At 61.2% G+C, this 13,344-nt stretch carries 14 protein-coding genes and 1 pseudogene; 10 read left to right on the plus strand and 5 right to left on the minus strand.

Features of this window, described 5'->3' with window-relative positions; all coding sequences use genetic code 11:
• Positions 1-2 precede the first annotated feature (2 nt).
• Positions 3-1,205: a zinc-dependent alcohol dehydrogenase gene (locus CSV86_RS11435; RefSeq protein ID WP_009405383.1), complete on the minus strand. Its 1,203-nt coding sequence runs from the start codon at positions 1,203-1,205 to the stop codon at positions 3-5.
• A gap of 141 nt (positions 1,206-1,346) precedes the next feature.
• On the opposite strand from CSV86_RS11435, the gene CSV86_RS11440 reads away from it, so the two are divergent.
• The gene (locus tag CSV86_RS11440; protein ID WP_051032732.1) at positions 1,347-1,991 is read left to right on the plus strand and encodes a dTMP kinase; all 645 of its coding nucleotides are present in this window, start codon (positions 1,347-1,349) and stop codon (positions 1,989-1,991) included.
• On the opposite strand, the gene dapA is transcribed toward CSV86_RS11440, so the two are convergent.
• Complete coding sequence (gene dapA / locus CSV86_RS11445; protein ID WP_009405385.1) at positions 1,988-2,851, minus strand: 4-hydroxy-tetrahydrodipicolinate synthase; 864 nt, start codon at positions 2,849-2,851, stop codon at positions 1,988-1,990. The genes CSV86_RS11440 and dapA overlap by 4 nt on opposite strands.
• A 750-nt stretch (positions 2,852-3,601) precedes the next feature.
• Between dapA and CSV86_RS11450 the strand changes: the two are divergent.
• Positions 3,602-4,422 (plus strand): annotated as a pseudogene (locus CSV86_RS11450) (NADPH-dependent oxidoreductase).
• Between the two features lie 93 nt (positions 4,423-4,515).
• On the opposite strand, the gene CSV86_RS11455 reads toward CSV86_RS11450, so the two are convergent.
• Positions 4,516-5,079 carry a carboxymuconolactone decarboxylase family protein gene (locus CSV86_RS11455; RefSeq protein WP_009405389.1) on the minus strand — a complete coding sequence of 188 codons (564 nt, stop codon included), beginning with the start codon at positions 5,077-5,079 and terminating at the stop codon, positions 4,516-4,518.
• Positions 5,080-5,089: 10 nt separating this feature from the next.
• Entirely contained in the window at positions 5,090-6,418 is a 1,329-nt protein-coding gene (locus CSV86_RS11460; protein ID WP_009405390.1) for an aspartate aminotransferase family protein, read from the minus strand.
• A 224-nt stretch (positions 6,419-6,642) separates the two neighbouring features.
• Between CSV86_RS11460 and glnH the strand changes: the two genes are divergently transcribed.
• From glnH to CSV86_RS11485, 5 genes are read left to right on the plus strand one after another with little or no spacing between them, the layout of a single operon-like run.
• Positions 6,643-7,386: a glutamine ABC transporter substrate-binding protein GlnH gene (gene glnH / locus CSV86_RS11465; RefSeq protein ID WP_037061913.1), complete on the plus strand. Its 744-nt coding sequence runs from the start codon at positions 6,643-6,645 to the stop codon at positions 7,384-7,386.
• Positions 7,387-7,417: 31 nt separating this feature from the next.
• A complete protein-coding gene (glnP, locus tag CSV86_RS11470; protein ID WP_009405392.1) occupies positions 7,418-8,074 on the plus strand; it encodes a glutamine ABC transporter permease GlnP in 657 nt (218 codons plus the stop codon).
• A complete protein-coding gene (gene glnQ, locus CSV86_RS11475) occupies positions 8,071-8,793 on the plus strand; it encodes a glutamine ABC transporter ATP-binding protein GlnQ (RefSeq protein ID WP_009405393.1) in 723 nt (240 codons plus the stop codon). The genes glnP and glnQ overlap by 4 nt, the downstream gene beginning before the upstream one ends.
• Before the next feature lie 11 nt (positions 8,794-8,804).
• The gene (locus tag CSV86_RS11480; protein ID WP_009405394.1) at positions 8,805-9,845 is read left to right on the plus strand and encodes an acyl-CoA--6-aminopenicillanic acid acyltransferase; all 1,041 of its coding nucleotides are present in this window, start codon (positions 8,805-8,807) and stop codon (positions 9,843-9,845) included.
• Between the two features lie 12 nt (positions 9,846-9,857).
• Entirely contained in the window at positions 9,858-10,763 is a 906-nt protein-coding gene (locus CSV86_RS11485) for a MurR/RpiR family transcriptional regulator (RefSeq protein ID WP_009405395.1), read from the plus strand.
• Between the two features lie 27 nt (positions 10,764-10,790).
• Here the strand turns inward: CSV86_RS11485 and CSV86_RS11490 are convergent, their stop codons facing one another.
• Positions 10,791-11,279: a DoxX family protein gene (locus CSV86_RS11490; RefSeq protein WP_009405396.1), complete on the minus strand. Its 489-nt coding sequence runs from the start codon at positions 11,277-11,279 to the stop codon at positions 10,791-10,793.
• Between the two features lie 163 nt (positions 11,280-11,442).
• Here CSV86_RS11490 and CSV86_RS11495 point away from each other — a divergent pair, with 163 nt between their 5' ends.
• From CSV86_RS11495 to CSV86_RS11500, 3 genes are all read left to right on the plus strand, one after another.
• A complete protein-coding gene (locus CSV86_RS11495) occupies positions 11,443-12,141 on the plus strand; it encodes a LysR substrate-binding domain-containing protein (protein WP_283811564.1) in 699 nt (232 codons plus the stop codon).
• Positions 12,138-12,350, plus strand: a complete 213-nt coding sequence (locus CSV86_RS32715; protein ID WP_283811582.1) for a LysR substrate-binding domain-containing protein — start codon at positions 12,138-12,140, stop codon at positions 12,348-12,350. The genes CSV86_RS11495 and CSV86_RS32715 overlap by 4 nt, the downstream gene beginning before the upstream one ends.
• Positions 12,351-12,577: 227 nt before the next feature.
• Complete coding sequence (locus tag CSV86_RS11500; RefSeq protein WP_158487738.1) at positions 12,578-13,096, plus strand: hypothetical protein; 519 nt, start codon at positions 12,578-12,580, stop codon at positions 13,094-13,096.
• Positions 13,097-13,344 lie beyond the last annotated feature (248 nt).

The raw sequence follows: 13,344 nt of genomic DNA on the forward strand, positions 1-13,344 counted from the left end.
CTTCATACGTAATCCGTGCCCAGGGTTCCGGCCGCCGCACCCGGCACCAGGATGACCTTGCGGCAGTCATCCTCCTTCTGGTCGAACATCTTGTAGCCCAGCGCCGCTTCTTCCAGGGCCAGGCGGTGGGTGACGATCATTTCCGGTTGCAGCCGCCCGGCCTCGATATGTTCGAGCAGCTCCGGCAGGTACTTTTGCACGTGGGTCTGGCCCATCTTGAAGGTCAGGCCCTTGTCGAACGCGTCACCGAACATGAAGCCGTGGATAAAGCCCGAGTAGACCCCGGGCACGCTGACCACGCCGCCGCGGCGCACCGCAGCGATGCACTGGCGCAGCGCCTTGCCGCTGCTGGTTTCGATCTTCAGCGCGGTGAGCACCGTTTCGGTGGTGCTGCCCTTGGCTTCGAAACCGACCGCATCGATCACCGCGTCCACCCCGCGCATGCCCGGGGTCTGGCGAATGATGCTGTCGGCCGGGTCGTCGTCCTGCTCGAAGTTGATCGGGATCGCCCCGTAGGCTTCACGGGCGTAGGCCAGGCGATAGTCGTTGTCGTCGACGATGAAAATGGTCTGGGCGCCGAGCATGCGTGCGCAGGCTGCGCTGAGCAGGCCAACCGGGCCTGCACCATAGATGGCCACCGACGAACCCTGGCCGACCCCGCCGTTGATCACGGCCTGCCACGCGGTGGGCAGGATATCGGAGAGGAACAGGACCTTGTCGTCGGCCAGGCTGGTCGGCACCTTGAACGGCCCGACGTTGGCCTTGGGCACCCGCACGTAATCGGCCTGCCCGCCTGGAACCCCGCCATACAGGTGGCTGTAGCCGAACAGCGCTGCCCCTGGTGGAATGGCTTTCTTGTTGATGATGGCGCCACGCCCGGTGTTCGTGGTCTCGCAGGCCGCGAACAGGTCCTGGTTGCAGAAGAAGCAACTGCCGCAGGCGATCACGAACGGGATCACCACCCGGTCGCCGACCTGCAGGTTGGTCACCGCGCTGCCGGTGTCCTCGACGATGCCCATGAACTCATGGCCGAAGATGTCGCCATGCTCGGTTTCGGGGATTTTGCCGTGGTAAAGGTGCAGGTCCGAGCCGCAGATGGCGGTGGCGGTAACCCGCAGGATAATGTCGTCGGGCTCGTGTAGTTGCGGGTCCGGCACGGTATCCACTCTGACGTCGTTGGCGCCGTGATAGGTCAATGCTCTCATGCGCTGTCACTCCCTTGGTGGTGGTACGGTCTATTCAGGGGAAGCCGGCAGGCGGGGCAAAGTTCACACGGATTGATCGGAGGTGCGCCGCAGCGGGCCGCTGCCTGTAGAATCCAGCGTCTGTACGCTGCGAGATTCAGCATGTCCTTTATTCGTCCAATGCTGGTGTCCCTGGATGGCCCCAAGGGAACTGGCAAGACCACGCTACTGGAAGCCGTCACCCGGGTGCTGAGGTGCGACGGCCGAAAGGTGATCCGCCTTAGCGAGCGAAACAACGATCCCCACCGGGCCGAAACCATGGCGCTGGTCAATCGGCTCGCCCGGCACCCCGACGCGGACCTGGAGCTGGAGGTATGCGAACGCCTTGCAGACAGCCGTGCCTGGATTTCCCGGCAGGTCCTGCCCGGGCAACCCGCAGGCAGCATCATCCTGATGGACCGCTGGTACCCGTCCGAGGCGGCATTCCGGCGCAGGGTGCCGTTTGCCGAGGTGTTGCGGATCAACCTGGAGCGCGGCGTACAGGTGCCGGACCTGGCGGTGGGCGTGCTGACCGATCCGCAGGTGTCCTGGGCAAGGGCGGCGTCACGCACACGAGGGCTGGGGAGCACCGTCATCCTCAGGTTGGAGGAGCATGTCGCCGCTACCCGGGCCTTCGAGCAGGCGGCGCTGCAGCAGGGGTGGTTCCTGTGCCGCAACGAAGGGACGGTGGAGGAAGCGACCCTGGCGGTGGTGGCTGCGATACGCCGGATAGCACCACCGCCAAGGCTGCAAGACCACCCTGATTAGAGCAGCGCCGCAAGCACCGTTTGCAGGCGTCCGAGGGTTTGGGCACCGCTGGGCTGCATGGGTTCGCGCAGCTCGTTGGCGATCAGACCCTGCACGCTGAGCGCAGCCTTGACCACGGCGGGATTGGCTTCGCAGAAGGCGGTCTGGATCCACGGCAACAGGCGATAGAACACTGCCCGGGCCGCGCTGATATCACCTTCGTCCATATGCCGCATCATCTGCACGTAGAGGTCTGCCCGGACATGCGCCGAAGCGGAGATGGCGCCGGCACCGCCCAAGGCGAGATGGGTGAAGATCTGCAGGTCTTCGCCGGCCAGCACCTGGGCATGGCCATCGCTGATCAGGGCCAGGGTGGTTTCGATGTCGCCACCACAATCCTTCACCGCCACGATATTCGGGTGACGCACGATCCGGCGCAGCGTCTCCCGCTCGATGCGCACGCCGGTACGGTAGGGAATGTCATAGACCACCAGGGCAACGGACGCGGCATCGGCCACGGTCTGGAAGAACGACTCGATACCCTGCTGCGACGGCCGGATATAGCACGGCGCCGGGACCAGCAGCCCGGCGATCTCGCGCTGCTGGATTTTCTGCTGGAAGGCCAGGACCTCCTGCAGGTTGTAGCCCGACAGGCCCATGATCACCTGATGCGGCTGGGCGACCTGCAGCACTGCATCCAGCACCGCAAGCTGTTCGCCCTTGTCCAGGGCGGCGGCTTCGCCAGTGGTGCCGCACACCACCAGGCCCCGTGTGCCTTCGGCGAGCAGCTTCTTCGCCAGGCCTTGAAGCGCCTCGAAATCGACCTCGCCGGAACGAAAGGGTGTGGCCAGTGCAACCCAGATACCGCGCAAATCAGACATGCATTACTCCTCGGGTAGACCGAACTGGGCGCCAGAGGAGAGAAGGGGAATCAAGCGGGGGAGACCTTGCGCTATCTGTCCTGTCAGCTCATCTGACGGGACAGCGCCCCGGTCAAATGAGCGGCTGTTTCTTGGATTTCTTGGCAACGGACAGGCATGCGCTGGCCGGGGCGTGAAGGCCCGGGGCAGTTGGCATGTAGTCGTTGCTCAAGATCATGGTGGTTTTGTGCTTAAGGAAATGTATCCGGATGATGCGCAAGGTCCGGGCGCTTAGTCAACACCCGAGCGCAGGCGCATGCCGGGAGATGTTCAGCGCCCTTGAGATCGAGCGCCGCCCGCGCGGCGCATCGCTGGCAAGTCGGACCGCCGAACCGCAGCTCCCACACTTGTTGCAACGTGCCTATGTCTGTCAGGCCATGGTTGACCGCCTTGTTCGTACGACGCGATACCGCGCCGAGCCCAACTGCATCCACGCGGTACATCGCCGAACATCCAAAGGCTGGCAACGGAGATCTCACAGGCCATGGTGCGTTGCAACAAATGTGGGAGCTGGCTTGCCAGCGATGCGCCGCGCGGGCGGCGCTCGGTCTGGAGAACGCTGAAGATCTCCCGGCATGCGCTCAGTGGCCATAACGCGGTCCATCGCAGGCAAGCCACGCTCCTGATCACGTCCTCAGATGAAACATTCCAGCCCAGCCCGTGTCCTGCGCGCAAATATTTGATAGCCTCCTATCATTTCGGAGGATTCCCATGACAACCAACGCCCAGTCAAAGCTCGCAGCACGCTACGGCGCGCACGACATCGCCCCGCTCGATGCCTGGAACGAAACCCTCGACCAGTTGCTTGATCACCGCAGTGTCCGCTCCTTCACTGATCAACCTCTGCCTGAAGGCACCATCGAGACATTGGTCGCCGCGGCGCAGTCCGCCTCCACGTCATCCAACCTCCAGGTCTGGAGCGTTGTGGCGGTGCAGGATGCCGGCCGCAAAAAGCGTCTGTCAGAACTCGCCGGCAACCAGGCCTATATTCACCAGGCGCCGCTGTTCCTGGTCTGGCTTGCAGACCTGTCCCGTGTATCGCGTATCGCGGACCAGCAAGGGGTAGAACTGGAGGCATTGCCGTACCTGGAAAGCCTGCTGTTGGGCACCATCGACGCAGCGCTGGCTGCGCAGAACGCCGTCGTGGCCCTGGAGTCGCTTGGGCTCGGAAGCGTCTATATCGGCGGCATCCGCAATGACATCGAAGGCGTCGCCAGGGAGCTGGGGCTGCCTGCCCAGGTTTATCCGGTGTTCGGCCTTTGCGTGGGCTATCCCTCCACTGAGCGCCCGGCCAAGGTAAAGCCGCGCTTGCCACAGCAGGCGGTGCTGCATCACGAAACCTATACGACCGCCGGCGAGGAACAGGTGCTCTCGGAATACGATGCGCGCCTGGGGCCTTCTATCAACGCGAGGGCATGAAGGCGTCGGGCTGGTCGGAGCAGGTGGTCAGCAGGCTGCGCAATGTTTCGAGCCTGCACGGGCGTGAAGCGCTTCTGGGTGAGCTGGCGCGGATGGGGTTCGGGCTGCGCTAGCGAGAACGTGTTGGGATTATCGGCGGCTGCCCGGCTTTCATGGTATTTGCCGGGCAACCGCGTCGGAGGCATATCTGAAAACGGTCATCACCCTCAGGGTTCGGGGAACGGCAAAGGTGCGGTCGTAGGGCGCCGCACGGCGAACACGTTAAGGGTCATGGCCACCAGGGCGTAGTACCCGAAAATCGCCACCAGCTCGACTACCGCGGGCTCGCCGAACGCATTCACCGCTTCCTGGTAGCGTTCATCACTGACGCGACGCGTACGGTAGAGCTCTTCGCCCAGGTGGTAGACGATGGCCTCGTCTTTCTGGACGAAAGCCGGCGTACGCTGTGCTCGCAGGGCATCGATGACGTCGTCGCTCAGCCCGCTGCCGCGCGCAATGGGCTCATGAATCTGCCACTCGGCCTGGGACTGCCACCACGCTGCGGTGAGCAGAATCGCCAGCTCGCTCAAACGCAGGTCCAGCCGGGTGTGGTACCTGCAGAAGGCCCCAAGGCGTTGTGCATGATCAGCCAGTGCTGGGCTATGGATCCAGGCGAGGAAGGGACCATCCAGGTTTCCCCGTGGCCCCTGGAGGATCTCACTTAGCACCTTGCGCTGATCCGGGCTCATCTCGTCTTCATGGAGTGAGGTCAATCGGGATTGAATGTTCATAAGCGCTTTCTCAAACTCCTGCGATTGCGCTGTCTATAGCCAGTGCGAGCTTATCCACGATTTCGTCGATATGACGTGAATCGATGATGTAGGGCGGTGCCAGCAGAATGTGATCCCCTCGTTGTCCATCTATGGTTCCGCCCATGGGGTAGCACATCAGGCCCTGTGCCATGGCGGCTTTCTTTACCCGCGCATGCAGTTTGATCGAGGGATCGAAAGGCGTTTTCGTGGTGCGCTCATTGACCAGTTCAATACCGCGAAATAGCCCGCGTCCTCGCACGTCACCCACATGAGGATGCTCGCTGAAGCGCTCGGCCAGGCGGGCTTGCAGGGTGTCCCCCAGCGTGACGACCTGGTTCAGAAGCCCGCGTTTCTCGATGGTTTTCTGCACCGCCAGGGCAGCGGCACAGGCGGTGGCGTGGCCTATGTAGGTGTGGCCGTGCTGGAAGAAGCCTGAACCGTTGGCGATAGCGTCACGGATCTTCGCGCTGACCAGGGTGGCACCAATCGGCTGGTAGCCGGCGCCCAGCCCTTTGGCGATGGTGATCAGGTCGGCCGTGATGCCTTCCTGTTCGGCCGCGAACAGCGAGCCGGTGCGGCCCATGCCACACATGACTTCGTCGAGAATCAGCAGCACGCCGTGGCGATCGCAGATGTCACGGACCCGTTTGAAATAGCCCGCTGCAGCCGGAACGGCACCCAGGGTCGCGCCGACCACAGGCTCGGCGATGAACGCCATGACGTTTTCCGGGCCCAGGCGGTGGATTTCCGCTTCCAGCTCCTCGCCCAGTCGCTGGACATACTGCTCGACGGTCTCGCCGGAGGCCTGGTCACGGTAGGCATAGCTCGGGCTGACGTGGCTGACGTCGATCAGCAGTGGCTCGAACTGCCGGCGTCGCCATTCGTTACCACCCGCCGCCAGGGCGCCCAGCGTGTTGCCGTGGTAGCTCTGGCGGCGCGCAATGACATGCTTGCGACCGGGCTGGCCAATTTCAACGAAGTACTGCCTGGCCAACTTGAGCGCAGTTTCCACCGCTTCCGAACCGCCCGACACGAAATAGACCGACTCCAGGCCTTTCGGGGCGCGGGCGACGAGAAAATCCGCCAGCTCTTCCATGACCTCGGTGGTGAAGAAGGAGCTGTGGGCGTAGGCCAGTTGGCCAACCTGCCGACGTACCGCCTCGATGACCTCGGGGTCGCTGTGGCCAAGGCAGGACACCGCTGCGCCGCCACTGGCATCCAGATAGCTTTTCCCGGTGCTGTCGATCAGATAGGGCCCGTCGCCTGCTACGGCTGTGGGGTAGGTATGGTTGAAGCTTCGATGCAACACGTGGCTCATGATCACCTCCGGGGTTTGTGCAAATATTACTTGCATATAAATAATAAGCAACGGATATTTGCATCACGCCATCGGAAGCGCCGCTCGCACCGCGCGGTTTGGCGCGCACAACCGGCATGGAACTGCCGCCAATAACAATCAGGGGCCTGCCCCAAATCTTGCTACTGCCGCTTTCCCTCGGGCCGACAACGGCAACCGAGCCTCACCCCTAAAGAGGAAAGACGATGAAAAAATTTCTTAAGGTATCGCTTGCAGCTGTTGCTCTTGCCATTTCAGGCACTTCCATGGCCGCCGGAAAAGAGCTGCTGATCGCAACAGACACGGCGTTCGTGCCTTTCGAGTTCAAGCAGGGCAATGAGTATGTGGGCTTCGATATCGATCTGTGGGCGGCAATCGCCAAGGAGCTGGGGGTGACCTACAAGCTCAAGCCGATGGACTTCAACGGCATCATTCCTGCGCTGCAAACCCATAACGTGGACGCGGCGCTAGCGGGTATCACGATCAAGGAAGAGCGCAAGCAGGCCATCGATTTCTCCGACGGCTACTACGACAGCGGCTTCCTGCTGATGGTCAAGAGCGACAACGACAGCATCAAGGGTGAGGCAGACATTGCCGGTAAAAGCCTGGCGGTGAAAAGCGGCACGTCGGCAGCCGACTATGCCAAGGCAAACCTCAAGGCCAAGGATCTGCGCCAGTTCCCCAACATCGATAACGCCTACCTGGAGCTGCGCACCGGGCGCGTCGATGCCGCCATGCACGACACGCCGAACGTGCTGTATTACATCAAGACCGCCGGCGAAGGCCAGGTCAAGGCCGTGGGCGCACAGATGATGGCCCAGCAATACGGTATCGGCTTCCCCAAAGGCAGCGAATTGCGTGAGCCGGTCAACGCGGCCCTGAAGAAGCTTCGGGAGGATGGCACCTACGCCAAGATCTATGAGAAGTGGTTTGGCACTCAGCCACAGTAAACCCTCCCCAGTTTTCTAAGAGTTCACCGTTATGCAATTTCAATGGAGCGCTATCTGGGATGCGCTCCCGGTTCTGCTGGACGGCGCCAAACTCACGCTCTGGATCTCGATCCTGGGCCTGATCGGCGGCGCAATCATCGGCGTGATCGCGGGCTTTGCCCGCGCTTACGGCGGTTTCTTCAGCAGCCGGGTAGCGCTGGTATTCATCGAGCTGATTCGTGGCACGCCCATCATGGTGCAGGTGATGTTCATCTACTTCGCCTTGCCCCTGATGATTCCGGTGCGCATCGATCCGTTCGGGGCCGCCGTGTTCACCATCATGATCAACTCGGGCGCCTACATCGGCGAGATCACCCGGGGAGCCGTACTGTCGATCAACAACGGCTTCCGTGAAGCCGGGCTGGCGCTGGGACTCTCGCGCCGCGACACCCTGCGCTATGTGATCACGCCCCTGGCGTTTCGCCGGATGATTCCGGCGCTGGGCAACCAGTGGATCGTCAGTATCAAGGATACGTCGTTGTTCATCGTCATCGGCGTGGCCGAACTGACCCGCCAGGGCCAGGAAGTGATCGCCGGCAATTTCCGTGCGATGGAGGTCTGGTCTGCCGTGGCCGTGATCTACCTGATCATTACCCTGGTGCTCAGCTACATCCTGCGCCGTATGGAAGCGAGGTTGAAAATCCTGTGATCGAATTCAAGAACGTTTCCAAGCACTTCGGCAGCACCCAGGTGCTGCACAACATCGACCTGAGCATTGCCGCCGGTGAGGTCGTGGTCATCATCGGGCCCTCGGGCTCCGGCAAATCCACCTTGCTGCGCTGCATCAACAAGCTGGAAGAAGTCACCGAAGGCGAGCTGATCGTCGACGGCTTGAAGGTCAATGACCCCAAGGTCGACGAGCGCCTCATTCGCCAGGAAGCCGGCATGGTGTTCCAGCAGTTTCATCTGTTCCCGCAGATGACGGCCCTGGAAAACGTGGCCTTCGGGCCGATCCGGGTGCGCGGGGCAAGCAAGGCCGAAGCCCATGCACTCGGTCGTGAACTGCTGGCCAAGGTCGGCCTGGCCGAACGCGCCGAGCATTATCCGTCGCAACTGTCCGGTGGCCAGCAACAACGGGTCGCCATCGCCCGGGCGCTGGCGGTCAAGCCCAAGATGATGCTGTTCGACGAACCTACTTCTGCGCTGGATCCGGAACTGCGTCATGAAGTGCTGACCGTGATGAAGGCGCTGGCGGAGGAGGGCATGACCATGGTCATCGTCACCCACGAAGTGGACTTCGCACGCAAGGTCGCCAGCCGCCTGATCTTCATCGACAAGGGGCGCATCGCCGAAGATGGCAAGCCACAAGAGCTGATCGCCAATCCACCCAGCCCGCGCTTGCGCGAATTTCTCCAGCACGTTTCATAAGGGGCAACGCGATGCTCGCTCAACTTCACATCGCCGCAAACGCGTTCGAAACAGGACGGCGCCTGGGCGAATTCGGTCGTCGATCGGTACACGAAAAACTGCGCACATTGCCGCTCTGGCAGCACCTCGCATCACTGGCCGACACGGCCAAGGCGCAGCAAATGAAAACGCTGGTGCGTGAACGGTATCCACGTTACTGGCAGGAGATCGAAGGCCTCGCCGCCGGGCTCGAGTTGCCCGTCGACGAAGTCTTCATGTGGAACTGCCGGGGTGATTTTCCAGGGCTGGGCAGTGTGGATGGCTGCACCACGGTGTTCGGTCAGGCAGAGCAGGGGACGCTGATCGCCCACAACGAAGACGGGTTGCCGCAATTGCGCGGCGATTGCGCGATTGTCCACGCCAGGCCGGAGGAAGGTGCGGCCTTCGTCAGCTTCGTCTATCCCGGCTCGATCCCGGGCCATACCTTTGCGGTCAACGAGTTCGGCGTCGTTGCAACGGTCAATAACATCCGTCCAACGGAAATCCCGGCCGGCGTGCCGCGGATGATTCTGGGCCGCGCATCGCTGGATGCCCGAACGCTGGATGAGGCAATCGCGGCGGTGTCCCAAACGCCTCGCGCCGGGGCGTTCCACCACGCCTTCGGGCAGGCGGGCAGCGCTCGTGTCGTCAGCGTCGAAGCCACCTCGGATGGCGTTGCCGTTCGTGAGGTCGGAGCAGCGGCTGGGCACTCGAACCATCTGGTTGATTCGTCGTTTGCCGATTTCAAGCAGATCGTGACCGGTAGTTCCGGAGCGCGCCAGCTGCGCGTCGATCACCTGCTGGCCGGCTCCAGGCCCAAGCTCGATCCGACGCTCGCCCTGCGGATCCTGCGCGACGAGGAGGAGGGCACAACGTTGCCAGTCTACCGCTGTGCGCAAGATGATCCCGATGACGAAAACACCCTGGCCACGGCGATCTTCACGCTGACGTCCAGCGCTGTAGAATGGCGGGTTTATGCGCGCCGAGCGACAGATCACCCTGACGCCCAAGGCGACGTTGTGTTAGTCCAATAGCGGATAGCGCCGATGACGCAGTTCAATGAATCCCTCCCAGAAACAGTGGCTGAGCTGAAGCAGCTGCTGGCTGCCATCGATAGGCAGGAAGTGGATATCGCTCTAGGCGGCAGCTCGACGCGGGTGCTGACCCAGATGATCGAATCGCCGCAACACGCGGCGGTGTCTTCTATCACGGAGCTGGCCGCGCAGTTCGGCGTCAACGCCTCGACGCTATCCAGGCTCGCCAGGCGTCTTGGGTATTCGGGGTTCAGCAAACTGCAGGACGTCTTCCGCCGGGAGCTGACAGAGGGCAAGAGCTTCTACAGCGACCAGGCGTCACGCCTGGTGGTCAATACCGAAGGCGCTGGGGCGATTAGCCAGCTGGCGCGACTGGGCCGCCAGGAAAGCGCCAACATCGCCAGTATGGTCGAGCAGATCGACCCGGCCGCGTTCGACGAGGTCGTGGGCCTGCTTTGCAGCGCCAGGCGCGTGCGCATCCATGGCATGAGGCAATTCAACTCGCTGGCGCTGTTCATGTCCTACGGGCTTGGGATGCTTCGGCCTGATGTCAGCGCACTGGACTCCAGTCGACAAGGCGTTGCCGATGCGCTTGCCCAGCTGGATGCCGGCGACATGCTGGTCGTCGCCAGCTGCTTCCCGTACACCCCGAGCGTGCTGGCGACCGCCGAGGTGGCCACACGGCACGGGATAAAGGTGGTGGCCTTGACGGACTCCGCCAGTTCGCCCTTGGCCAAGACCGCGCTGCACAGCTTCTACGTCCCCAACCACAGCCTGTTCTACAGCAACAGCATGTGCGCGTTCATGCTCCTGGCGCAGGGACTGCTCAGTGCGGTCGCCGGCTCCCTGGGCGAGGCCGCGGTCGCAGCGCTCAAGTATCGTGAAGAGCTGATCTCCGAGTTGAATGCTTCGCTGTAGAGCTTGAGGCGTAGTAGTGCGTCCTCCTCAGCGTTCACGTTCGAAGAGGCGGTCCAGGGAATAACGACCGCCGCCGCGAAAGACGATGTAGAGGAAGAGAACCAGCATCAAGACCGGATACTCGATGCCACGATCGATCCAGGGCCAGTTGGGGCCGAGAATGTAGGCGATGGCGGCCATTTGAACCGCCATGGCCGCCGCCAGTGCGCGGGTGCCGAGGCCCAGGGCCAGCAGTACACCACCGACGCCTTCGAGCAGCGCTACCAACAGGGCGAAGACCTCAGGAAACGGCAGGTGCAGCACCGTCTCGATCAGCCGGATGGAGGCGGCCATGGGGTCGGCCATGGAACCATGGGACGTGCGCAGCAGCTTGGGTAAACCATGGCTCAGCATGACAATGCCCAGGCAGGCGCGAAGCGACGCATAGGCCAGTGGTTCGCCACGCTGATAGAACCCGGCCAGAGCGGGTAACAGCAATTTGGGCGAGGCATCGACGTTGCGGACGAAGGGGTTCATGGGGGCGGTTCCTTGGCGAGTGGTCTTAGCTGGGGTGATTGGGTGGTCCCGCTGGCCAGATGGCCTGAAGTGCCGGGGAAGCCATTCTGTTTGGTCGTCTGGGCTGGATAAATCCTGTCAATCTGGTAAGACTGTTCAGTCATTCAAAACAATTGACACTGCCATGGACAAGCTGGACACCTTGCACCTGTTCATCCGCATCATCGAACAGGGCAGTTTCACCCGAGCCGCCAACGCCCTGAACATACCCCGCGCCACGGCAACCCTGGCGATCAAGGAACTGGAAGCGCGCCTGGATGCCCGGCTGCTCGAACGCACCACCCGGCAAGTTCGCCCCACACTCGACGGCCAGGCCTTCTACGACCGGTGCAAGCGCATCCTGGGCGATCTGGAAGACGCTGAATCTGCGCTCAGCACATCGGCGGCCAACCCGCGAGGGATGCTGCGTCTGGACCTGCACGGCGCCCATGCGTCGCAGATCATCCTGCCGCATATCCAGGATTTCCACCGGCGTTACCCGCAGATCAAGCTGGCGATCAGCTGCGGGGATCGACTGGTAGACCTGGTGAGTGAAGGGATCGACTGCGTGGTACGTGCCGGTAATCCGCGCGACTCCTCGCTGGTGGTCAAGCGCCTGGCCTTGATGCCGGAGGTTGTCTGCGCCAGCCCGTCCTATCTGGAGCGCCATGGCATACCTGTTTCTCCTGAAGCGATCACGGAACATCAGGCGGTAGGTTTTTTCGCCAGCAACCACGACATCCGCTATCCGTTCAGTTTCCTGGTTGACGGACAGGTGCAGGACTACCAACCGGGGGCTGGATCTCCGTCAACGACGCGGAGCTCTACCGCACCTGCGCCCTGAATGGCTGCGGGCTGATTCAAGTGTCGCGCTTCCGCGTCGAGGAATACCTGGCCTCCGGACAACTGGTGAAAGTATTGGCGGACTGGCCAAGCCCTGGGCTGCCCGTTTCGGTGCTTTATCCCTATCACCGACAGTTGTCGCCGCGGGTGAAGGTGTTTGTGGAGTGGGTGTCGGCGCTCTATGTCGAGCGTTTTGGGCCGCTGGGTTGAGGGGGCGGGTCGATTGCTTATAGATGAGTGGGAGAGGGTGGGCCACGAGAAGTTGTTGAGCCGTTTGGTCTAGAGGGACAAAGTCACCACTATTTAACCAGTCTTCTGGTGAGGAATTCCACTGCGTAGCTGACTATCTATCTGGAGGTAATGTGAGCAATAGAAGAAAGAGCTTAGCTACAAGCTTAATGAGCGAGCATAGTGTCGAGTACTGCTTGGTTCCTCGAATGCTCACCATCTTGAAACAGGACTACCAAGATGTGACACCAATTTTCCCTGCAATGATGAGGGAGTTTAGTAAGAAATCATATGAGCATCAAAATGCTAGCTTTCGCGTATTGGCGCTTTTCCCTCGCCGCCCAAAAATAACAAATCATGATCACTCGGGGATTTATGTAACGATAAGTCAAGAGCTTCATGACTTTGAAGCATTTATGAGGGGTGTCGGGGTAATTACAATCGCTGGCTGTCCGATGGTAAGGACAATATGGGGCCTGTCTGCCTGCCCGAAAATATCTTGGCTGGATATAGCGCATGGCTCCCTGGGTGAGTATCTAAATAGAGTTGATTGTGATGATGTTTCAGGGGCTTTGTTGTCAGAGCAGGATATATTGATACGTTTATCAAGGGCACCGTTTTTTTCGTTAGATCGTTTGGGTGAAACCGTACGCATATACAGAGAGATCAATAAGAGCGCATTCATATATGGCCCTAAATACAAGCCGGTTTTTTTCTTGATCAGGTAAATGGTGTTCACTGATTTGATCTTGTCGCCTGTGAGGCTGATAGAAGCTGACCTTACAGCCCAAGTCGGGATCTCATCTGACTCCCATCGCAACTCAATGACATTGTCGATATGTGCGAATGCCACCTCATATTTGCCTGGGTGGTAGAGCTCTGACTAGCGCATGGGATGTACCGGGTGGCGCACTAAGAGAGATACTAGATGCAGGTTCGTCGAATGACGGCAATTGACGCCAAGGTGTTGGGCCAG

It is taken from the genome of Pseudomonas bharatica CSV86 (genome assembly GCF_000319305.2).
Taxonomy (GTDB): Bacteria; Pseudomonadota; Gammaproteobacteria; order Pseudomonadales; family Pseudomonadaceae; genus Aquipseudomonas; species Aquipseudomonas bharatica.

Coding starts and splice junctions, on each gene's coding strand:
- CSV86_RS11435 (WP_009405383.1), bottom strand. CDS start 1,205: ATGAGAGCATTGACCTATCACGGCGCCAACGACGTCAGAGTGGATACC.
- CSV86_RS11440 (WP_051032732.1), top strand. CDS start 1,347: ATGTCCTTTATTCGTCCAATGCTGGTGTCCCTGGATGGCCCCAAGGGA.
- dapA (WP_009405385.1), bottom strand. CDS start 2,851: ATGTCTGATTTGCGCGGTATCTGGGTTGCACTGGCCACACCCTTTCGT.
- CSV86_RS11455 (WP_009405389.1), bottom strand. CDS start 5,079: ATGAACATTCAATCCCGATTGACCTCACTCCATGAAGACGAGATGAGC.
- CSV86_RS11460 (WP_009405390.1), bottom strand. CDS start 6,418: ATGAGCCACGTGTTGCATCGAAGCTTCAACCATACCTACCCCACAGCC.
- glnH (WP_037061913.1), top strand. CDS start 6,643: ATGAAAAAATTTCTTAAGGTATCGCTTGCAGCTGTTGCTCTTGCCATT.
- glnP (WP_009405392.1), top strand. CDS start 7,418: ATGCAATTTCAATGGAGCGCTATCTGGGATGCGCTCCCGGTTCTGCTG.
- CSV86_RS11480 (WP_009405394.1), top strand. CDS start 8,805: ATGCTCGCTCAACTTCACATCGCCGCAAACGCGTTCGAAACAGGACGG.
- CSV86_RS11485 (WP_009405395.1), top strand. CDS start 9,858: ATGACGCAGTTCAATGAATCCCTCCCAGAAACAGTGGCTGAGCTGAAG.
- CSV86_RS11490 (WP_009405396.1), bottom strand. CDS start 11,279: ATGAACCCCTTCGTCCGCAACGTCGATGCCTCGCCCAAATTGCTGTTA.
- CSV86_RS11495 (WP_283811564.1), top strand. CDS start 11,443: ATGGACAAGCTGGACACCTTGCACCTGTTCATCCGCATCATCGAACAG.
- CSV86_RS11500 (WP_158487738.1), top strand. CDS start 12,578: ATGCTCACCATCTTGAAACAGGACTACCAAGATGTGACACCAATTTTC.